At 62.7% G+C, this 20,447-nt stretch carries 19 protein-coding genes and 1 tRNA gene; 5 read left to right on the top strand and 15 right to left on the bottom strand.

The window, feature by feature from the left end:
- Positions 1 to 37: 37 nt before the first annotated feature.
- Entirely contained in the window at positions 38 to 856 is an 819-nt protein-coding gene (locus MHX65_RS04190) for a GDSL-type esterase/lipase family protein (protein WP_239268902.1), read from the bottom strand.
- A 152-nt stretch (positions 857 to 1,008) separates the two neighbouring features.
- On the opposite strand from MHX65_RS04190, the gene MHX65_RS04195 reads away from it, so the two are divergent.
- Positions 1,009 to 2,631, top strand: coding sequence for an AMP-binding protein (locus MHX65_RS04195; protein WP_239268904.1), 1,623 nt, complete (start codon positions 1,009 to 1,011; stop codon positions 2,629 to 2,631).
- Here the strand turns inward: MHX65_RS04195 and MHX65_RS04200 are convergent.
- The 3 genes from MHX65_RS04200 to MHX65_RS04210 form a co-directional block, all read right to left on the bottom strand.
- Positions 2,615 to 2,956: a hypothetical protein gene (locus tag MHX65_RS04200; RefSeq protein ID WP_239268906.1), complete on the bottom strand. Its 342-nt coding sequence runs from the start codon at positions 2,954 to 2,956 to the stop codon at positions 2,615 to 2,617. The genes MHX65_RS04195 and MHX65_RS04200 overlap by 17 nt on opposite strands.
- Before the next feature lie 224 nt (positions 2,957 to 3,180).
- Positions 3,181 to 3,256 (bottom strand) — tRNA-Thr (locus MHX65_RS04205).
- 101 nt (positions 3,257 to 3,357) lie between these two features.
- Positions 3,358 to 4,557, bottom strand: coding sequence for a DNA polymerase III subunit delta' (locus tag MHX65_RS04210; protein ID WP_239268908.1), 1,200 nt, complete (start codon positions 4,555 to 4,557; stop codon positions 3,358 to 3,360).
- 37 nt (positions 4,558 to 4,594) lie between these two features.
- On the opposite strand from MHX65_RS04210, the gene MHX65_RS04215 reads away from it, so the two are divergent.
- On the top strand, positions 4,595 to 6,127 hold the full coding sequence (locus MHX65_RS04215; protein ID WP_239268910.1) for an adenylate/guanylate cyclase domain-containing protein: 1,533 nt from the start codon (positions 4,595 to 4,597) through the stop codon (positions 6,125 to 6,127).
- Positions 6,127 to 7,335 (top strand): DUF418 domain-containing protein, encoded by a 1,209-nt coding sequence (locus tag MHX65_RS04220; protein ID WP_239268912.1) that lies wholly within the window; start codon positions 6,127 to 6,129, stop codon positions 7,333 to 7,335. Before MHX65_RS04215 ends, MHX65_RS04220 begins: the two co-directional genes overlap by 1 nt.
- On the opposite strand, the gene MHX65_RS04225 is transcribed toward MHX65_RS04220, so the two are convergent.
- The gene (locus tag MHX65_RS04225) at positions 7,328 to 8,086 is read right to left on the bottom strand and encodes a hypothetical protein (protein ID WP_239268914.1); all 759 of its coding nucleotides are present in this window, start codon (positions 8,084 to 8,086) and stop codon (positions 7,328 to 7,330) included. The two genes, MHX65_RS04220 and MHX65_RS04225, sit on opposite strands and share 8 nt — an antisense overlap.
- Before the next feature lie 26 nt (positions 8,087 to 8,112).
- Entirely contained in the window at positions 8,113 to 11,094 is a 2,982-nt protein-coding gene (gene topA / locus MHX65_RS04230) for a type I DNA topoisomerase (RefSeq protein ID WP_239268916.1), read from the bottom strand.
- Positions 11,095 to 11,340: 246 nt separating this feature from the next.
- On the opposite strand from topA, the gene MHX65_RS04235 reads away from it, so the two are divergent.
- Positions 11,341 to 11,979 carry a DedA family protein gene (locus MHX65_RS04235; RefSeq protein ID WP_239268918.1) on the top strand — a complete coding sequence of 213 codons (639 nt, stop codon included), beginning with the start codon at positions 11,341 to 11,343 and terminating at the stop codon, positions 11,977 to 11,979.
- 15 nt (positions 11,980 to 11,994) lie between these two features.
- On the opposite strand, the gene MHX65_RS04240 is transcribed toward MHX65_RS04235, so the two are convergent.
- Entirely contained in the window at positions 11,995 to 12,198 is a 204-nt protein-coding gene (locus tag MHX65_RS04240; protein WP_005276524.1) for a cold-shock protein, read from the bottom strand.
- Positions 12,199 to 12,378: 180 nt separating this feature from the next.
- Here MHX65_RS04240 and MHX65_RS04245 point away from each other — a divergent pair, with 180 nt between their 5' ends.
- Complete coding sequence (locus tag MHX65_RS04245) at positions 12,379 to 14,751, top strand: DEAD/DEAH box helicase (protein ID WP_239268920.1); 2,373 nt, start codon at positions 12,379 to 12,381, stop codon at positions 14,749 to 14,751.
- On the opposite strand, the gene MHX65_RS04250 is transcribed toward MHX65_RS04245, so the two are convergent.
- The 8 genes from MHX65_RS04250 to MHX65_RS04285 all read right to left on the bottom strand — a co-directional run bounded on the left by MHX65_RS04250 (position 14,748) and on the right by MHX65_RS04285 (position 20,401).
- Positions 14,748 to 15,071 carry an Rv3654c family TadE-like protein gene (locus MHX65_RS04250; protein WP_239268922.1) on the bottom strand — a complete coding sequence of 108 codons (324 nt, stop codon included), beginning with the start codon at positions 15,069 to 15,071 and terminating at the stop codon, positions 14,748 to 14,750. The genes MHX65_RS04245 and MHX65_RS04250 overlap by 4 nt on opposite strands.
- Positions 15,064 to 15,378, bottom strand: coding sequence for a hypothetical protein (locus tag MHX65_RS04255; protein WP_005276517.1), 315 nt, complete (start codon positions 15,376 to 15,378; stop codon positions 15,064 to 15,066). Before MHX65_RS04255 ends, MHX65_RS04250 begins: the two co-directional genes overlap by 8 nt.
- A gap of 33 nt (positions 15,379 to 15,411) precedes the next feature.
- Entirely contained in the window at positions 15,412 to 15,615 is a 204-nt protein-coding gene (locus tag MHX65_RS04260; RefSeq protein ID WP_005276515.1) for a DUF4244 domain-containing protein, read from the bottom strand.
- A gap of 57 nt (positions 15,616 to 15,672) precedes the next feature.
- On the bottom strand, positions 15,673 to 16,296 hold the full coding sequence (locus MHX65_RS04265; protein ID WP_370657785.1) for a type II secretion system F family protein: 624 nt from the start codon (positions 16,294 to 16,296) through the stop codon (positions 15,673 to 15,675).
- Positions 16,293 to 17,072 (bottom strand): type II secretion system F family protein, encoded by a 780-nt coding sequence (locus MHX65_RS04270; protein WP_239268924.1) that lies wholly within the window; start codon positions 17,070 to 17,072, stop codon positions 16,293 to 16,295. The genes MHX65_RS04265 and MHX65_RS04270 overlap by 4 nt, the downstream gene beginning before the upstream one ends.
- Positions 17,065 to 18,267, bottom strand: a complete 1,203-nt coding sequence (locus MHX65_RS04275; RefSeq protein ID WP_239268926.1) for a TadA family conjugal transfer-associated ATPase — start codon at positions 18,265 to 18,267, stop codon at positions 17,065 to 17,067. The genes MHX65_RS04270 and MHX65_RS04275 overlap by 8 nt, the downstream gene beginning before the upstream one ends.
- Entirely contained in the window at positions 18,264 to 19,334 is a 1,071-nt protein-coding gene (ssd, locus tag MHX65_RS04280; RefSeq protein WP_239268928.1) for a septum site-determining protein Ssd, read from the bottom strand. The genes MHX65_RS04275 and ssd overlap by 4 nt, the downstream gene beginning before the upstream one ends.
- 350 nt (positions 19,335 to 19,684) lie before the next feature.
- A complete protein-coding gene (locus MHX65_RS04285; RefSeq protein WP_023025037.1) occupies positions 19,685 to 20,401 on the bottom strand; it encodes a hypothetical protein in 717 nt (238 codons plus the stop codon).
- Positions 20,402 to 20,447: the final 46 nt, after the last annotated feature.

Genomic DNA, 20,447 nt, shown 5'->3' on the forward strand with positions numbered 1-20,447 from the left:
TACATTTTCAATATGTCCGCGGTAATGAAAATGGTTGCTAGGAAGCCGCAATCACATTGGCCGCATGCTCGTGGCCACGCTGGTTCATATGGATGGGCAGGTTACCCGCACCCGCCGTAAAGTCCACCAGACCTGCCCACATGCGGTCATTCGCATTGGCACACATGCCGTTATTACGGGTCGATGGCTTCATATCCAGGAACTGCACGCCCGTGCGTGCCGCCAGATCAACCTGCATCCACTGCGCCTTATTCTCGTAGTCTTGAACCATGGGCAGGAAGGTCGAATCCAGCGGCGTCGGGCCAACGTGAACGAGGCAGTAGTGCGGACCCGATCCGATGGTGGGGTAGCCCACGATCTGGATGCGGGCATTCGGCGCGGCGTGCTTAATCCGCTCAACCTGCGGGGCGGTGCGATCCGTAAATTCCCGGCGGATCTGATCCATGTTCAGATCGCGGTGGTTATAGGTGTCGTTGAAGCCGGTAGTAATCAACACGCGCGCCGTATCTGGGGTCAGCGCGCCAGATCCGATGGCGGCATCAACCTGCTGCCAGATCTGCGGGCCATTGGACATCGACACCGCACCAGAGCAGGAGAAATCGCGCACCGGCAGGCCCATCTTGGCGCCAGCCCGCTTCGCATAGTTGAAGGAGGTGGGGCAGTTTTCCCCGATGACCCGCGTTGGATTGAAGCGGTCCTTCAAGTATTCTCCGCCGTTCGGATCCGCCATGACCGAGTCACCGAAGGAAACGAGATTGCGCTCCGCCGCGCTAGCCTGCGGCGCCGCTACCGCCACGCCCACCACCGCGATCGCGGAAGCGACGACCGAAAATGCCTTGAGTTTTAGGGATTTCATTGAGGGACCTTTTCTTCAAACCTTGTAACTTAAGTGTAGATTAGTCACTCCAGTAACATTTTTCGAGTTAGAAGCAACATCATCTTTCCTTCTAACGATATCGATCGTAGTTATATTTTTGTTATCTTCGCCTTTTCGGAGTTATCTCTTTCATGAAATTGTCTGATGTTTCCTTCCACGCGTCCGCGCTCAGCCAGTTCTTCCCTGCCCTCTTCAAATCGGGGCTGATTACCCGGCAAGGCGGGCTGAGCGGGCAGATCAAGCTCCTGCCCAACCTCGCGCGCTACCGCTTCACCACGGCGCGCGAAATCGAGCAGGCCTATTTAACCTGCCCCGATCGCCTCGCGCTTATCGATGACGACGGCACCCTCACCTACCGCCAGTTGCGATCCCACGCGCAGAATTTCGCCCGCTACCTAGAGTCCCTGGAACTGCCGGAAATCCGGCTCGGCGTCATGGCCCGCAACGGCCGAGGCATCATCATTCCCTTGGGCGCCAAGGGCTACGCCGGTGCCGGGATCTACCTGCTCAATGTCGGTTCTTCCCCAGAGCAGCTCGCCGGCTGCATCGAAGAAAATGGCATTAACGTCCTCGTCATCGATGATGAATTCATCGACCGCGTCAATCCCAACCTCGATATCCCGGTCATCATCGCCCACGATACGGGGGCAAGCGATCTACCCACGCTCGATAAGATCGTGAAGAACCCCCTGGATATCGAGCTGCCCGCCTTTCCCAAGCACGGCCCCATCGTGCTGATGTCCTCCGGCACGACCGGCATCCCCAAGGGCATCGTCCGCCCCGAGCCGACCTTGCCGGTTGTCCTCGCCTCCATCGTGGGCAATATCCCGTGGCGCGCCGATCAGCGCGTGCAGATGACGGCATCCATCTTCCACACTTGGGGCTGGGCTTGCATCAATATTGCCTTGGGGCTGCGCAATACCATCGTCACCCGCCGCGTTTTTGAACCGGAGCAGGTGCTTGATGATGTCCAACGCTACCGCCTCGACGGCATGCTCTCCTCCCCCATCTTTTTCAAGCGCTTGGTGGATCACGATCCCGAGGGCGCTTTCGATACCTCTAGCCTGAACTTCATCGCCTCCGCCGGCAATGCCCTTACCCCGCAGGTGGTCAAGGACACCAACGCGCGCTTCGGCCCCATCCTGTGCAACGTTTATGGTTCCACGGAGCTTGCTCTTGCCTCAACGGCCACGATGGAACAGGTCGCAGAAAACCCTGATGCGGTGGGCAAGGTAGCCAATGGCACCAAGCTTCGCATCCTCGATGAGGAGGGCTACCCCGTTCCCCGCGGCGAGGTGGGCGAAATCTACCTCACCAATTCCACCGCCATGACCGGCTATACCAACCCCAAGCTCAAGCTCAATCGGGTCGATGGATTGTTGTCGATCGGTGATCTGGGGTACATCGACAAGCAGGGCTTCCTCCACGTCGTGGGCCGGGCCGATGACATGATCATCGTGGGTGGCGAGAATGTCCACCCCCAGTCCGTGACCGAGGTGCTCGAGGCCATGCCCGGCATCGATGAGGTGCACGCGGGTGGCGTGGAGGATAGCGAGACCTTCAGCCGCATCGCCGTCTGGGCGGTGCCTACTGCCGATGCCGCCGGCCGCGATCTGACTGCCGATGCCATCCGCGCCTGGGTGCACGATAAGCTCGCCGAGCACTCCGTGCCCCGCGACGTACACTTCCTATCCAAGCTACCGCGCAATGCCACCGGCAAGGTGGTTCCGCGCCTACTTAAGCACGGCGACTAAATTTTTCAATGCCCCACCACATCGGTGGGGTAAAGAGCACGGCAATAAGCCAATAAATCAACCAGAAGCTGCCGTTCAGCCCTACCACCGCGATGCTAACTATAAGGATCGCAGCCGTCACCGCACTGGCATATACGGATTTTCTTAAATTATTATCGGACTGATTCCCAGACTCGGTTTTCGACCTCCCACTGAGTTTCCGATCAACTGCGCGAATGATGTCACCGCCAAAGACCAGCGAAAATGCGATATAAAAAGCTGCGAAACCGTGCATGAATCCCGCTTCGCCGTCAGTATGCAGAGTGAAAAATGAGAAAATTAACAAGACTATGTCAATAATTGGCGTAGCGATAAAGAATGCCAGTCCAATTCTTGGGGCCTTGACGATGTATCGGAGAACACCGCCCAGAATAAGGCACGCCCAAAAGAGGATTTCTGCTGCGACGGTAGCAATAAGCAGTGTCTCGTTCCTTCTCTCATCGAGGCCATATGGCCTGCGTCTATTGAAGGAGAGTTTATATTAAGGAAGAAACCCGCACATATAAAAAATGGAGCCGCCTGCGAGAATCGAACTCGCGACCTTTTCATTACGAGTGAAATGCTCTACCGACTGAGCTAAGGCGGCGCGCTGCTTAAGCAGCACTGGCGATTCTATCGCAGGGGTGGCGCGGAAAAGAAATCGGGGCTCAGGGTCGGTTTTTGGCGGGCCGGCGCTAAAGACCGGCCTTAGAGGCAGGCCCGCCGCAACCTGCCCACCAAGCCGTCGAAGGCAATCTGCGTGCCCACGTTCTGGGTCAGCTGCTCGCGGCAATAAGAAATGGCGGACTGGCACTCCAAGAGGCCCTCCTCGCTCACCCGCTGCGCCAGTTCGCCGGATAGCCCCGCGAAATCCGGGTGGGTCATCTCCACCTGCGTGCCCACCTTTGTCATCAGCGCGTCGCGGTAGATTCCGGAGAGATCGACGAGCACCAAATCGAGGTTATCGATGACCCGCCGCTTCGCCCGCTTCTTGTGCTGTTCCTGCAAGTCTTTGATGGCGGAGCGGGCATCGCGCTGCGCCTTCGCCGCGCCCTTGCCCTTCGCGCCCACGCCAAAGGTATTTTCCAGCTTGGCCAGCTCCGCTTCTTCTTCCTCCTTGTGCGATTCCTTCGCCTCCGCATCCACCAGCTTGAGAAGCGAGGTCACCGCCTGAAAGCCCTGGGATTCGTGGAAGATGTCCTCGGCCAGGTTGATGGCCACAGCGCGGCGCTTTTGCACCGTCGGATCTGCTACCAAGTGGCGCGCCCTGCCCACGTGGCGCAGGGAAGTGACGGCGGCGAGGCGGGCATCGTGATCCGAGGCGCCTTCGCTCACCAACTGGGCAACGATATTGTCCACCGACGGCGAGGGGATGTACAGGTGCCGGCAGCGCGAGCGGAGGGTTTGGGAGAAGTCCTCGGGGGCATCGGAAGGCGCGCACATGATGATCACGGTGCGCTCCGGCGGCTCCTCCACCGTCTTGAGCAGCGCGTTGGCGCCGTTATTGTTGAGGCGATCCGCGTTATTGAAGATCACCACGCGCCACGGGGCGACCGTGGGCAAGCTCGCGGCGCGCCCAATGACCTCGCGCACCGTATCCACCGGGATGATGACCTCCTGCGGGTCCACCAAGACCAAATCCGTGTGCTGCTTAGTCTCCAGCACGGCGCGGCAGGCCTCGCATTTTCCGCAGCCCGGTTCCTCTGGATCGGTGCACATGAGCGCGGCCGCGAAATCGATTGCGGCCAAGGAACGCCCAGAGCCGGGAGGTCCAGTAAAGAGCCAGGAATGGCTCATCGCCCGCGGATCTGCCCCCGGCATCCCCCGCGCCGCCCGCGCGGCACCCAAGATAGTGCGGGCCACACCTGGGGTATCTGCCAATCGTTGCGCAACGCTTCCCGTATTCACTCGCTCTAGCCTACTGGTCTTACTACAGTAAGTAGTTATGAACAGACTATTGCGTGGCGCTCGTTGGCTTATGGGAACCCAATGGCCGGTATACGCTGCCTTGGTCTTGGGCGCCAATCTCATCGGCGCCATCGCGATCATGACCTTCATCCTCTATTTCCTGCCCATGCCGGAAATCGAGGACTTTGCCGCCGAGTTACCCAACCTGAAGGGAGTGGCGGCGGTCTACCTCATCTTTGCCGTCATCATCGGCATCGCCGCTACCCTGCTGCTCTTCCGCCCCGTGCTGGACTGGCAGCGCAATCCCGATGCGCACGATCCAAATATGGTGCGCACCCTCGTGCTGCGCATCCCCGTGTACCAATCCCTGGTCGCGGCCGCGGTCTGGCTCATCGGCATCATCTTGACGGTGGCTATCTCCAGCGGGCAATCCGGGCGGCTCGGGCTCGTCGTGGGTGTCTCCACCACCCTGGCGGGCCTAGTGGTCATCATCTTGACCTACCTGCAGGCAGAGCGCCTCGTGCGGCCCGTCGCCGCGCAGGCCGTCGCCCGCCGCTTTGAAGATTCCACCGTCGAGCCACCCATCAAGTATCGCCTGTTTTCCACCTGGCTGATGACCTCCGGGGTGCCGCTGCTCGGCATCGTGTTGGTGCTGCTGGGCCAGCACACCAGGCTCTTCTCCGGCGACGCTAGCGAGATTATTCCGGCCATCGTGGCGCTCGCGCTCACCGCGCTGGCCACCGGGTTTATCGGCACCAGCTTCGCCATCATGAGCGTGGTCGATCCCATCGTAGAATTGCAGGATGCAATTAACCGCGTGCGCCGCGGCGAGGCCGATGCCGAGGTCGATATCTACGATGGATCCGAGCTCGGCGTCCTGCAGGCAGGTTTCAATGAGATGATGCGCGGGCTGCGCGAGCGCCAGCGTGTCCGCGATATCTTCGGCCGCTACGTAGGCACCGAGGTGGCCCAGCGCGCCCTTGATGAGCGCCCCGAATTGGGCGGCGAGGACCGGAAGGTCGCGGTGCTATTTATCGATGTCATCGGTTCCACCACCTTCGCTGTCAACCACTCGCCCGAAGAAGTGGTCACGGAGCTCAATAAATTCTTCGAACACGTCGTGACGGTAGTGCACCGCAATAAGGGCATCATCAATAAGTTCCAGGGCGATGCCGCCCTCGCCGTCTTTGGCGCGCCGCTCAACGTGTACGACTCGACCTCGATGGCGCTGCAGGCCGCCCGCGAGCTACGCGGCGAATTGCGCGGGCTCGAGCTGCAGGCCGGCATCGGCGTCGCCTCCGGCCACGTGGTGGCCGGCCACATCGGCGGCGCGGATCGCTTCGAGTACACCGTCATCGGCGATGCCGTCAATGAGGCCGCCCGCCTAACCGAAATGGCCAAGGACACCCCCGGCCAGGTCTTGACCAACGCCGCCACCCTAAAGACCGCCAACGAGGCGGAGCAGGCCCGCTGGACCGTCATGAAATCCATCGAGCTGCGCGGGCGCCGCCGCATGACCCAGTTGGCGCGCCCCATTCGCGCCAGCCTGGCAGAAAGGTGCGAAATCTAATGGCAAGCACCCGCCTCATCGTGCCCGATGCGGCGCGCGGAATGGCGCTCTTAGGCATCGCGATAGCGAATATGACCACCGCGTGGATCATCACAGAAGACCGGCCGGGCGCGTATTTCGGCGGCATCCTCAATGACAGCGTGCTGGATAAAATCGCCGTCGTCTTCGGCGCTTTCTTCGTGCACAACCGCGGCCTGCCCATGTTTTCTACCCTGCTGGGCTTCGGCGTGGGGCTCATCGCGATGAGCCTGTGGCGGCGGGGATTTCCGCTGCGGGAGGCGAGGAGGGTCATCGCCAAGCGCTATGGCTTCCTCGCGCTACTGGGCGCGGTGCATATGGTGCTGCTGTTTTGGGGCGATATCATGTTTGTCTATGGCATAGCGGGCATAGTCATTGCCCTGCTGCTCACGCTGCACAATTCTACGCTGCGCAAGATTTCTTATATCGCGCTTGGGGCGCTGACGGTGCTCGGCATCGCAACGTTAATTTTCTCCGCGGTGGACGGCGGGCTCGATATCCCCGTCGATGCCATCGGCACCGTGAATTCCTATGGTGACCTGCTGCTAAGCCAGCTTCTCACCCTCGGCGCGCAGATCATCTCCGCCCCGCTCATCGTGCTGATGTACCTGCCGGTCATGCTGGTGGGCTTTGTGTGGGCGCGCGAGGGCGTGCTTGCCGATGTCCCCTCTCACCGCCCCCAACTCCTGCGCTGGGTGGCCATCGCCGCAGCCGTAACGCTGGTCATTGGCACGCTGTGGTCTTTGGGCACCCTCGGGGTCATAGATCAGCGCTGGGCGAACGCCGCCAGTAGCGCCAATTCCACCCTCGGCGTGCTAACCGGGCCGGGGATCCTTGCCGGGCTCGCGCTTATCCTGCAGCCCGTGCAAGAATGGATAGCGGCCGGTGCCTCCGTGCCCGTGCTCTTGTGGCCCTTCGTCGCGCTGGGGAAGCGATCCATGAGCGGTTATGTGGGCCAGTCGATACTGTTTTTCCTTATCGTGCACCCCTTCACGCTGGACTACGGCCACGAGCTAGGCGCCTTCGGCCAAGCCGCCCTCGCCTGCGGCGTGTGGCTGGTGACCGTAATTGGTGCCTGCGTGCTCGAGGCGCTGGGCCTGCGCGGGCCCCTCGAGGTGGTGCACCGCCGGCTATCTTATGGGCCGAGCATGCAGCCGGAGCGGAGCTTACCTCGTCAGGGCCTTACCTAGTCAGGGCATCGACTAGCAGGAAGTGCCCCAGGGCAAAGGCGCCGGCCTCCGCCGCGCCCACCGCCCGGGCCACCTTCGTGGGCTTGGGATGTTTCTTGTTTTTCTTCAGTATCCGCGTCTTCTGCTGAGACTCAGCAAAAGACAGCCGCGCCCGCAGCGCCGTCAAGCCTTCCGCCGCAACCAAGAGGTTCGCGCCGTGGCTCAAGCCCTTCGTCGCATCGGTGCGCAGGCACGGATCGCCCGCCAGCGCCGAGGTCGTGAGCACCGCCGCGCCGCCGACCGCTACCGCGGTCCGGGTGGGCTGCTTGCGCGCAGCGACGATCGCCGCTACCCAAGCGATGGCGCGCAGGCCCCACCCGCGGGCATCGTTGCGCGCGCCGCGCCGATAAAGCACCCACGAATACGCCGCGTGGCTAGCGCTAACGCCAGCTACCCCGAGGAGGGAGAGGCGGTGCAAGCGGCGCGACTTTTCCGCCTGCCCCACCGCGCCGGCCAGCAGGGCGGGGCTCAGGGTAGGGTCCTGCGCCTCCGCTGCCAATAGCGGCAGAAGCGGCGCGCTCGTGGCGGCATGGGCCTTCTTCCAGCCAAAGAGGCGGGCCCACACCGTGGACTCGCCTAGCGTTAGGTACGCAAAACGCCGCCAGCCCCGCGGCGTGCGCCGGGCTGGGTCGGTGACATCAGCAAAAGTTTCGGACACCGCGCGGGTCAAGGCCGCGGTGCCCTCCTCGGTGCGGGCAAGAAAATCATTCATGCCCGCCACCTTACTTATTTCTACACTTATTTCTTGCGCGAGCCGGCCTTCACCACGTTCTTCGTGCCGGGCGAAGGCTTCGAGCTGGATTTCTTAGAAGCCTTCTTAGTGGCCTTCTTAGTGGCCTTCTTCGTCGATTTCTTCGTCGACTTCTTTGTGCTCTTCTTAGAAGACTTCTTCGTGGACTTCTTCTTCGTCTCCCCAGAGGCCTCTTTGGCGCGGCGCTCGGAAAGGAGCTCGTTGGCGCGGGCATCGGTAAGCTGCTCCGGATCGTCGCCGCGGCGCAGGGACGCATTGGTGGTGCCGTCCGTCACGTACGGGCCGAAACGGCCATCCTTGACGCTCATGGGCTTGCCCGAGACGTCATTATCGCCAAGCTGCTTCAGCGGCGGCTGTGCGGCCGCGCGGCCCCGTCGCTTCGGCTCCGCATAAATGCGGCGGGCCTCATCCAAGGTGATGCTAAAGATTTGCTCTTCCTTAGCCAGCGAGCGCGAATCCGTGCCCTTCTTCAGGTATGGGCCGTAGCGGCCGTTTTGGGCGGTGATCATCTCCCCGTCGTCCACGCCCACCTCGCGCGGCAAAGACAGCAGCTCAAGGGCCTGTTCCAGTGTGACAGTCAGCGGCTCCATTGAGCTAAAGAGCGAGGCCGTGCCCGGCTTCAGCTTCTCATCAATGTAATCATTGATGCGCTTCTCCTTCTGCTTCGCGGCCGTCTTGGTCTCCCAATTCTTGGCGCGCTTGCCTTCCTCTGCGCGCTGCTTATCCTCTTCGGCGCGCTCCTTCGCGACAATCTCCAACGCCTCCGCCTCGGCCTTCTCCCGCTCATCATCGCGGACGACCTCGGTGACATAGGGGCCAAAGCGGCCTTCCTTCGCCACCACCATGCGGCCGTTTTCAGGGTTTTCTCCCAGCTGGCGCCCGCCCTGCGAGGTGGCGAAGAGCTTTTCCGCCAGCTGTTCATTCAGCCCGTCCGGGGTCACGGTTTCAGAGAGGTTGGCGCGCTGGTATTCCACGCTGCCGTCCTCGTTGGTACCGATCGCGCGCTCGATATAGGGCCCGTAGCGGCCAACGCGCACGAAGACCTCGCGGCCCTCCGAATCGGTATAGAGCTTCAGCGAGTTGACCTTGCGGGCATCGATGGCCTCGAGGTTGACATCGATAAGCGATTTCAGCCCGCCATGCCGCGCGATGGATGCCGCCTTGTGCTCGTTAGCCTCAGCGTTGCCAAAGTAAAAGCCGTTCAGCCAGTCCGTGCCATCCTCCGTGCCGGTGGCAATGGAGTCCAGCTCATCTTCCATGGACGAGGTGAAGTCATAATCCACCAGCTCGGTGAAGTTTTCCTCCAAGAGGCCCACGACGGCGAAGGCTACCCAGGAGGGAACCAAGGCGTTGCCGCGCGAAACGACGTAACCGCGGTCCTGGATGGTCTTGATGATGGAGGCATACGTCGAAGGACGGCCGATGCCCAAGTCTTCCATCTTTTTCACCAGGCTGGCTTCTGTATAGCGCGCCGGCGGGTTGGTGGAGTGGCCTTCTGCCGAGACTTCTTCGGCCTTCAGATCGCGGCCCTCCTCCAGGTGTGGCAGGCGGTTCTCGCTCTTCTTGCTCGTATCCTCGTCGGCGCCGTAAGCCTTCAAGAAACCCGGGAAGGTAATGGTGCGGCCGGTTGCGGAGAACTCGACATCATAGGCGCCGTTATCCGTGGTCGCGGTGCCAGCCACAGCCACCTTCATGGAGGTGCCCTTGGCATCGGCCATCTGCGAGGCCACGGTGCGCTTCCAAATCAGGTCATAGAGCTTAAATTCCTCCGCATCCAGCTGGCTAGACAGCTGGCCTGGGGTGGCAAAGGACTCACCAGCGGGGCGGATCGCCTCGTGCGCCTCCTGCGAGTTTTTCACGCGACGGTCATAGACGCGCGGGGAATCCGAGACGTATTCTTCGCCATAAATGCTGGTAGCGGAGCTGCGCGCGGCGTTCAAACCCTGCTTGGACAGCGAAGAGGAGTCCGTACGCATATACGTAATGTGGCCGTTTTCGTAGAGGCGCTGCGCGATGCGCATCGTGCGCTCCGAGGTAAAGTGCAGGCGCCGGCCCGCCTCCTGCTGCAGCGTCGAGGTCATAAACGGCGCATAAGGCTTGCGGGTATAGGGCTTGTGCTCTACCCCGGCTACTGTCATGCCCGCGCCCTGCAGGGCCTTTTCTAGGGCCTCCGCCTGCGACTGGGTGATGACGATGACGTCCTTGGTCTTCACGTTTCCACGATCGTCGAAGTCGCGGCCCACAGCCACGCGCTTGCCATTGACCGCGGTTAGGCGCGCGTCAAAGGCCGATGGGCCCTCGCCGCTACCCGCCCCCGCGTCCAGGGTGGCGAGCAAATCCCAGTAATCGGCGGAGATAAACGCCATGCGTTCGCGCTCGCGCTCGACGATGACCCGCGTGGCCACCGACTGCACGCGCCCGGCCGAAAGGCGCGGCATCACCTTCTTCCACAGCACTGGGGAGACTTCGTAGCCGTAGAGACGGTCGAGGATGCGGCGGGTTTCTTGGGCATCGATAAGGTCATAGTCCAAGTCGCGGGTGTTTTCCACCGCCTCCAAGATGGCGGACTTGGTGATCTCATTAAAGACCATGCGGCGCACCGGCACCTTCGGTTTTAAGACCTCCAATAGGTGCCAAGCAATGGCCTCGCCCTCGCGGTCCGGGTCTGTTGCCAGCAAGAGGTTATCGCACTGCTTCAGCTTGGATTTGAGGTCGGCGACTTTTTTCTTCTTATCCGGGCTAACGACGTAGAGCGGGGCGAAGTCATCTTCCGGGTTAACACCCAAGCGGGCCCAAGATTCCTTCTTGAACTTCGCCGGCACGTCGGCAGCGCCCCGCGGGAGATCGCGGATGTGGCCCACGGAGGCCTCGACGATGTAGTTATCTCCCAGGTACGGCTGGATCTTTTTCGCCTTAGTTGCCGACTCCACAATCACTAAAGTTTTGCCCGGCTCGGCCGCTTCTGCCACTTCGACTTCATCCCTTTCGATGATGCGAACATTAAAATTTGTGCGCTTTCAGCAATCGCCCCTAGCGTACACAGGTGGTTTATACCGTTCTTCGCACCATATACTCGGTAACACCAAAAGGCTGTGTAGGGGGCACTTCGCACCCCCACCGAACCGGTCTATACTGACCTTTTTAGAAAGTCCAGCAGCTGTGAAAGCATTGTTGGGGACGATAGCACACCCACAACACACCCCGTGGAGGATTAGATGGTTGACACAGTAACCATGTGGATTGAAGCCATCATGGGCACGGAGTGGGTTTATCCCATCGTGGGCCTGCTCATTTTCGGGGACTGTTTCTTTCCAGTGCTTCCCTCTGAAATCCCGCTGAATATGGTCGGCGCTTGGGCCGGTTCGCAGGGATTTCCGCACCTGCCCACCATGTTCTTTGTGGCGCTCGTAGCAGCCATGTTGGGTGATAACCTGTGCTTTTTGCTGGGCACGCGGTTCATGCCGCTGCTTAACCGCATTCAAAAAGGAACGAAGGCCTACGAGGCCCTCACCTGGGTAAAACGCAATGTGCGCCGCGGCGGTGGAGCGGCCATTATCATTGCCCGCTTTATCCCCTCAGCCAGGCTCTTTATGACCATTTTGCTGGGGTCAATGCGCTTTCCCTGGCCGGTCTTCCTCTTCTTCGACACCATTGGCGTGATGCTCTGGATATTCCAGGCCTTGGCCATTGGCTATGTGGGCGGCATGGCGTTCTCCGATACCCCACTGTTTGCGATGGTTATCAGCATTATCGCCGCCGTATTCATCGGCTTGGGGCTGCAAAAGGCCCAAAACAGCATCATAGAGTGGTGGGACACCCGCCGCGGCTACGCCGAAACGCCCTACGGCGCTTAAAAACCCTAGAGAATTTTAGAGAATGGAAACGGCCTGCGCCTGGTCGCCCTTTGGGCCGGATCCAACCTCGAAGCTGACCTTCTGGTTTTCTTCCAAGGTGCGGAAGCCGCTGCCCTGAATTTCGGAGTAGTGCACGAAGATGTCTCCGCCGCCGTCCTCGCGCTCAATGAAGCCGTATCCCTTTTCGGAGTTAAACCACTTAACGGTTCCTTGTGTCATGGTGAACTAAGTTCCTTTTCTTAAAGAGGTAGCGCGGACAACCGCGCCAGTAGTTATTCGGTAAATGGGTCCTCGAGCAGTACCGTGAAGTATAAAACCGCACCAAGACAACATTGGCCTGTCAACAGTGTGACACGTTCCACGCCAAAGCGATAGATTTAACTCACAAGGGGGTAAAAATTGTCTCACCCGGCTGGTGATAACCCCATTGGTGAAGAGCTCCTAGAACTCATCCAGCGGCGCCTTTCTGAGTCCACCCTGACGTTTCACACCACGCTCCCGGCAAAGCGGGCGCGCTACGCCGACTGGCCAGAGTGGGTGCTGCCGGGGTTGAAGGAGAAGGTGGTAGATGGGGGCATCGGCAAGCTCTATGCCCACCAGGCCGAGCTCGCCAAATACGCGTGGCAGGGCCGCGACGCGGTGATTTCTACCGGCACCTCCTCCGGCAAATCCTTGGGCTACCAGCTTCCCATCCTCACCCGGCTGGCAGAGGATCAGACCGCGTGCGCGCTCTACCTCACCCCCACCAAGGCCCTGGGATCGGACCAGTTGCAGTCCGCGCTCGAGCTGTGCCGCGGGATTCCGGAGCTTAAAAACGTGGTGCCCGCTCCCTATGACGGCGATACGCCCCAGGAATCGCGGGCGGGCGTGCGCGATCATTCGCGCCTGGTGTTTTCCAATCCCGATATGGTGCACATGTCCATGCTGGCCGCGCACGCGCGGTGGGCGCGGGTGCTGCGCCACCTGGAGTTCATCGTCATCGATGAATGCCACTCCTACCGGGGCGTATTCGGCGCCAATGTGGCTCTGGTTCTGCGCCGCTTGCTCCGCCTGTGCCGGCATTATGGATCGCGTCCCACCATCATTTATGCCTCCGCAACCATGAATGACCCGGCCCGGCATGCCGAGCGCCTGACCGGCCGCCCGGCGCACGCGATTACTGAGGATTCCGCCCCCACCGGCGCGCGCACGGTCGCGCTCTGGGAGCCTGGGTTCTTGGAGGGCGCGGAGGGCGAGCACGGCGCCCCCGTGCGGCGCGCGGCCACCACCGAGGCCGCCGAGATGATGGCAACCTTCATCGCGGAAGGCGCCCGGACCATGACCTTCGTGCGCTCCCGCCGCTCCGCCGAGGTCGTGGCGATGGTCGCCGCCGAGACCCTCTCCGGCAGCTTGGGCCGGCCTGATTTCGCGCAGCGCATCGCCGCCTACCGCGCCGGCTACCTGGCCGAGGACCGCCGCCGGTTGGAGCAGGCGCTTGACGATGCCTCCCTACTAGGCGTCGCCACCACCTCCGCCCTCGAGCTGGGCATCGACGTCGGCGGGCTCGATGCCGTGGTCACCGCCGGGTTTCCTGGCACGGTGGCCAGTTTTTGGCAGCAGGCCGGGCGCGCGGGCCGGCGCGGGCAAGGCTCGCTCGTGGTGCTCGTCGCCCGCGATGAACCCATGGATACCTACCTGGTGCACCACCCCGATGCGCTCTTGGGCAAGCCGGTGGAAGCGAGCGTGTTCAACCCCAAGAACCCCTATATCCTTTTTGGCCATATCTACTGCGCGGCGGTGGAAAAACCGCTCGATGATGCCACCATTGCTAAGTGGGGTGCCAGCGAGGTCATCCACCAGCTTGCGGAGCAGGGTCTCGTGCGCCGCCGGGAGCGCGGGTGGTTTGCCGTACCCATTCCCGCCACTAGCGCGGAGGAGCTTTCGCCGGAAACCGCCCACTCGGCGGTATCGCTGCGCGGCGGGGCGGGCGAGGAGGTCATGATCGTCGATGCCTCCGATGGCCGGCTATTGGGCACCATCGATGCAGCGCGCGCGACCAGCCAGGTCCACCCCGGCGCGGTCTACCTGCACCAGGGCGAAAGCTTTGTCATCGAGGAACTCCTCCTATCCGATTATGTGGCGCTCGCCCGCCCGGAGACCCCCGAGTATTCAACCACCCCGCGTTCCACGACGGATATTCGCATCGTGCGCGAGGCCGATAACCTGGTCAATTACTCCCCGGGCCTGTGGGTAGCGGACGTGGAAGTCGAGGTCACCGACCGCGTCACCGGCTACCAGGTGCGGCTTGCCGATGGCACCATCGGCGACGATATCCCCCTCGATCTCCCCGAACAGCGGCTGACCACCCGCGCCGTGGCCTATACCATCGACCCACTGGCGCTTTCTGCGATGGGCATTACCGCCGCCGATATCCCCGGCACCCTGCATGCGGCAGAACACGCCGCCATTGGCCTGTTGCCGCTTATTGCCACCTGCGACCGCTGGGACATCGGCGGCGTTTCCACCGCCCTGCACGCGGATACGCAGCTTCCCACCGTCTTTGTCTACGACGGCCACCCCGGCGGCGCCGGGTTTGCCGAAGAAGGCTTCCGCCGCTTCCCCGAGTGGATCGCGGCCACCTTTGAGGCGGTGCGCTCCTGCCCCTGCGAGGCCGGGTGCCCATCGTGCGTGCAATCGCCCAAGTGCGGCAATGGCAATAACCCGCTGAGCAAGGACGGTGCCATCAAGCTGCTCGGCGCGCTCGTCACCATGACGCAGGAGGCCGCGGTTTAGACCGGGCCCGCCTTGGCCGTGGCGCTCTGGCCGCGCACCGCGGCAACGGCGATGATATCGGGTGCATTGTCGGTGCATTCCTCAAGGCTCGCGCCGTTTTCCCGCGCGGTGCTTTCTGCGGCCGCGCACGGATCCTGGCCGGTAGCCAAGGCCCACGCGCCAGCCACGGCGGCAAGGTCCGCGGCCACCTGCGCTTCGTGGCGCGCGGTCACGCGCGACCCCACCGCTGCGATGACCAGCAACAAGCTGACAATGGCGACGATGATTCCGGTGGCGGCGATGGTGGCGTATCCGTCCTCACCGCGCAGTTTGCTAGTCATTGCCAGCCACCTCCGCGGGAAAGACCGCCTCCGCGCTCATGGTGCCAATGGGAGCATCGACGCTTACCGATGCCCGAATAAGCCCCGCGCTTTCCCGCACGCTTACCCGGGCATCCTCGCGGGCCGGTTGGTACTCGACGCCGATGGCGTGCGACCTAGCCGCCGCGCCCGCCATGTCCACCGCCGCGATATAGGACGCCATCGTCGCGATCGCGCCGATGATCCCCGCCGCCACGAGGACGAGGGAGCTTAATGCCAGGGCGGCCTCGATGGTCACGGAACCATCGTCATCGACTACCGTGCGCATGATTCCTCCTTTCTGTTTCTCTAGTGCGCGCGGTTAGCTCGGGGTATTCGATAGCGCGTCGGTGATAATTCCCTCGATGGCATCGACCACGCCGCCGCCGTTGATGACCATGTACAGCACGCCGGCAAGTGCCGCGGCCGCAAGCGATCCCATGGCGTATTCGATCGTGCTCATCCCCTCATCGTTGCGGACGAGGGCACGGGTGAGCTGGGAGTACTTAATAAATAGTGCAGACATAATAGGAGTCCTTTCTGAAAAGGTGTGGTGGTTGAGTAGAAGTGAAAAATGGTATGTCTAGAAAAGCTGCGCGCCCAAGCTGATCACTACGGGCGCGAGGCCAAGAACGATGAATGCTGGCAGGAAGCACACCGCCAGCGGGAGGGCAATGAATACTCCTGCGCGCTCTGCTTTTGCCGTAGCGTGAGCAGATGCTTCGGCGCGCAAAGAAGTACAGATTCGCGTGCATCCGGCGGCTATGGTGGCCCCGGATTGGCCCGATAAGATGACAAGCCCCGCCACGTCCTGTAGTCCTGCATGGCCCTTCATGTGGTCCCATGCAGATTCCGTGGGCACGCCAACTCCCAGGAGCGCGGATACCGTCTCCCACAGGTGCTGGGTATCGGCCTCTGCCGTGCGCGCGACCGCCGTAGCAGCGGCGTGCACCGTCAGGCCCGCACTCAGGCAAGCTGCGAAAAGTTCGATATCCCCGGCCACAAGGAGTGGATCCACGGTGGTAGAGGGCTGGAGTTTGCTCATCAATCCCCCGCGCACTGTTGCGCCATCACGCTTCTTTGGGCCGGCGCGCGGGGTCTTCGCCGTGTGCTGCGCTGCGTTCTGTGCGGTAGCCGGTCCCAGCCGCCCCTTGGTGGCCGGCAGCCCAACCAGCACGGCCAGCGCTAGACAGATAAAGCCCATCACGGCGTCGCCTTCCTGATGATGACGCGGGACCAAGCAAAGCCGCCGCAGGCAAGCCCCACCCCGATGACCAGTAGGATTCCGCCCAATCCGCCGCCGAGCAAGAAGCCCAGCGAATTGGCCCCCATCGCCCCGCCCATGGCGATGCCCGCGATGGGAAGGCAGGCCAAGACCGTCGCCGTAGCTTGGGGTCCCTGCAACCCGGCCGCGATGGATTGGTGGTGGCGGCGCAGGGCATCCATCCGGCTTTGGGCCTGCTCAAAGAGGCTGGCCACCGCGATGCCGTGCTGGGTGGATAATTCGAGCAGGTGGCCCAGCCGGATAAGTTCTGCATCCGCATGGGCGCCAGAGAGCGCCACGTGTGGGGGCGCACCACGCGCCGCCGCCGTAGCGGTGGATTCTAAGGCCGCGCTCATCTCCCGCGGCGTCGACGAAGGAAGGGACTCCGCCCCGCGCGATAGCGCACTTGCCAGGGTTGCCCCGGCGCACAGGTCAGCGGTGACGACCCCGAAGTATCCGGCCAGGGCCTCGCGACCGCGCCGGCGCCTGCGGGCGGCCATGACGTCCTTGATATACCACGACACGCACCAGGCGATGATCGCTGCCGCGACCGCAATGCTTATCCGCCCAACCGAGAAGAAAACCAAGCTGCCGCAGAATACGGCGCCCAAGATGACCAGGGAGCTGGCCTTTATCCGGCTGTCCTTTCCGGCGATGCGGGCCGCGCTCGAGGGCGCAGACAGCAAGAGGGCTGCGGCGAGAAGTAAGAAACTAAGCATCTACCTGACCCCCTTCTTCTTCGCGCTGTTCCTCCAACAGCGCGGCCGAGAATTCCGCAAAGCCGGGCGCGGGCCCCTCGGTCGCGCTCCAGACAATGCGCGGGGTGACCGGATTGCCCTCTAAGACGCCGATATGGGCCAGGCGCCGGCCATGTGGCGTGCGCTCCATGGTGAGGACCACGTTGACGGCGGCCGCCAATTGCGAGTGCAGGGCGCTGCGGTCCAGGCCGCCGAGCGCGCCGAGGGCTTCCATGCGGGCGGGTACCTCAAAGAGGGAGTTGGCATGCAAGGTACCCGCGCCGCCATCGTGGCCGGTATTGAGCGCGGCGAGCAGATCGACTACCTCTGAACCGCGAATCTCGCCGACGACGATGCGGTCCGGGCGCATGCGCAGCGCCTGCCGCAGCAATTGCGCCATCGTGATTTCGCCGCTGCCTTCCGCGTTTGCCCGGCGCGAGACGATGCTCACGCAATGCGGGTGGTGGGGTGATAGCTCCGCCGTATCTTCGATAACCACGATGCGCTCGCGCTCGGATACGGTCCCTAAAAGCGCCGAGAGCAGCGTCGTCTTGCCGGAACCGGTACCGCCGATAACGAGGAAGGACACTCGCTTTTTCACCATCGCGATAAGCAACTGGCCGATGTCTTCCGGCACGGTGCCATTGGCCACCAACTGCGGCAGGGTGGTCTGTGCCTGGCGCAATACGCGCAGGCTAATGCACGTCCCGCCCACTGCGGGTGGGCTTAAAAGTGCATGCACGCGGAGCACGACGCCATCGGGGCGCGTGACGCGGCCATCGGCAAAAGGCTGGGCATCATCAAGCCGCGTGCCCGAGGCCGCGGCCAACCGGGAGGCAAGCTGGCGCACCTCCCCATCGTTGCGAAAGGTGATATCGCTGCGCTCTAATCCTTCACCGCGGTCCATAAAGACGTCCTCTGGCCCGTTGACCACGACATCGGTGACGCCCTGCCGGGCCAATAAGGCATCCAGTGGCCCCATGCCGGTGGCATCCTGGCGCAGGCGCCGGAGCAGATCCACTACGGCGACGTCACTGATAACCCCTGCTTCCTCCCGGATCCGCCGCGCCAGGCTAGAGGCGTCGTGCACCAGATCCGGCTCGGCGGCAATGACGCGCTGCATCTTCTCCATGGTCTTTTCCATGTTTTCGGCCGAGCTATCCATCGCCGCGCTCATACCCCTACCTCCTCGCGCACCACACGGGCGGTTTTGGCAAGTGCTGCGGGAAGCCGGGCCGGTAGCCCACCGATCTCGATGCTGCGGGTGAGCCCGCGCACGGTGGGCAATTGGGCGCTAACTCGGTGGTGGATGATGTCTTCTACCTCTGGCGCGCTGAGCGCCGCCCACTGCCGTTGGCGCAGGACCACCACGATGTCGCGTCGCGTCTCATCCAGGCGCAGGATGAGTTGTGCGGCCGCCGCTGCCGAGCGCACCTCCGCTGCCACCACCAGCACCACGTGTGTGCAGGAAGCAGGGATATTTTCGGCCGTGCAATCCACCACGCACAGGCCCTCGCCCGCGTGCGCCGCAGACGTCACCGCCGCCAAGAGCGTGGCATCTAGCGTGAAGGTGTCTTTCACTGTACTGCGCGCTGCCGATAGCACCGCTATGCCATCGGCGGTAGACGGCAAAGCGCGGTACAGATCAGCAGCATCGATGCTGCCATCGCCAATATTGAGCTCCGGCCAGCGGGCGCCTGGCAAGGTCTCCACGCCGAGGAGGAGATCGAGGCCGCCGGAGTGCGCGGTGGCATCGACAAGCAGCGCCCGCGCCTGCTCACCCGCCGCGCAGTGGGAACGCGCCAGGGCTGCGGCAAAGGTAGAGGCACCCACCCCGCCGCTGGCGCCCACCACCGCGATGGTGGCGCTACCGAGGTGGTCTTCCGGTGGGTGCGCGGCTTGGGCGATTGCCGCCAGCAGATCTTTAATCTCCGCGGGGATAATAAAGGCGCGGTCCGCATGGCAGGCAAGTGCCGCCTCATAATCGATGGGCCCCGGGTCCGCGGCGAGGAAAAGCACCGGGGCGGGCGCGATCTGTGCGGCTTGGGCCGAGGCGAGGACGCGCGCCATGAGCGCATCGACCAAGACCGTATAAGCCCCGACGAGGCTGCGCGGAATATCGCGAGGATCGGCGACCGCAATGACCTCGTGGCTGGTCGCCGCAGCGGCATGAACCGCCTCGGCGCGCAAGGCTTCCTCGCCTATGGCAACGACGATGGTGGAGCGAGACTGTGCTGTATTCATGCCCCCTAGCCTGAAGCACCCGCTCCACCTACACTAGGGATGGAACTTCCCGTCTGTGGATAAATGCGCGAAAGGCACCACCTAGCGCTCAGTTAGTTGCATTTTCAACTAAGCCTTGTGGATAACCGTAGATATAGGTGACGGCCCGCGCATCGGGGGGTGCGCGCGGGCCGTCAGTAACCCGGCCTCGGGGGGCGAGCCGGGGCAGGCCACACTGTATATCGGGGCCTTGCACCGCTTATTATGACACGTTCATTACCCGATCACAACAGCTAAGAAAAATTATCTACCTGCACGGCGCTGACCAGCACCGAATGGATGTTCACCGCCTCCCGGATACGGGCGTACGGTTAGGCCGCGCGGGCGATGGCATCGGCTTCTTTGCCGCCTACCTCCCAAGCGGAAAGGTGGAAAAGTACCACCTCACCGGGGCTGTCGCGGTAGTTCGCGCGGCACTCGTGGTAGGCCGTGGAATGGCGGTGGAAATACACCTCTGGCACGGCGAACCCGCGAGGATCAAAGCCGGTGTGTATGGCGGCCAGGCGGGCCGCAACCCGCGCCACCACGCCGCTGCGCGGGCCAAAGAATTCGCCTGCCGCGATTTCGGCGTGCACGACGCTCGGCAAAAGATCGCGGAATGCGGGGCCGCTGCCCTGCGCAATCAGGCGCGCCAGGCCCTGCAAGCGCGCGCTATCGCCGCTGGGGATCCCGTTGCCGCCGGCCGCAACATCGATGCGCGCGAGCACTTGCAGCGGCGCGCGGGCAAAGGAGCGGACGGTGGAATCTACCACCTCAGGTGCTACCACGGAATACGCGCTGACCGCGCCGGCGAGCGGCCCGCTTTCCACATCACCCGGGCCAGGATGCGGGGGGATGGAATGCCCATCCAAGGCCACGCTGGCGCGCGCCCCGCGCATCAAGGACTCCGCGGAGATGACCTCATACCTGCGCAGCCCGGCGGGCCTGCGGTGGGCGCGCGCGATGGCAGCCGCGGCCTTTTCCGCACCTTCTTTCACCCCCGGGAGGCGAAATAGCGGGGATAACGCGTCATTTTCTGGCATATACATTAGGATAGCCCTAGACGCCCCGAGCCCCGAAGGCCCCCTATCGTTG

This window comes from Corynebacterium sp. ACRPS (assembly GCF_022346005.1).
Classification (GTDB): domain Bacteria; phylum Actinomycetota; class Actinomycetes; order Mycobacteriales; family Mycobacteriaceae; genus Corynebacterium.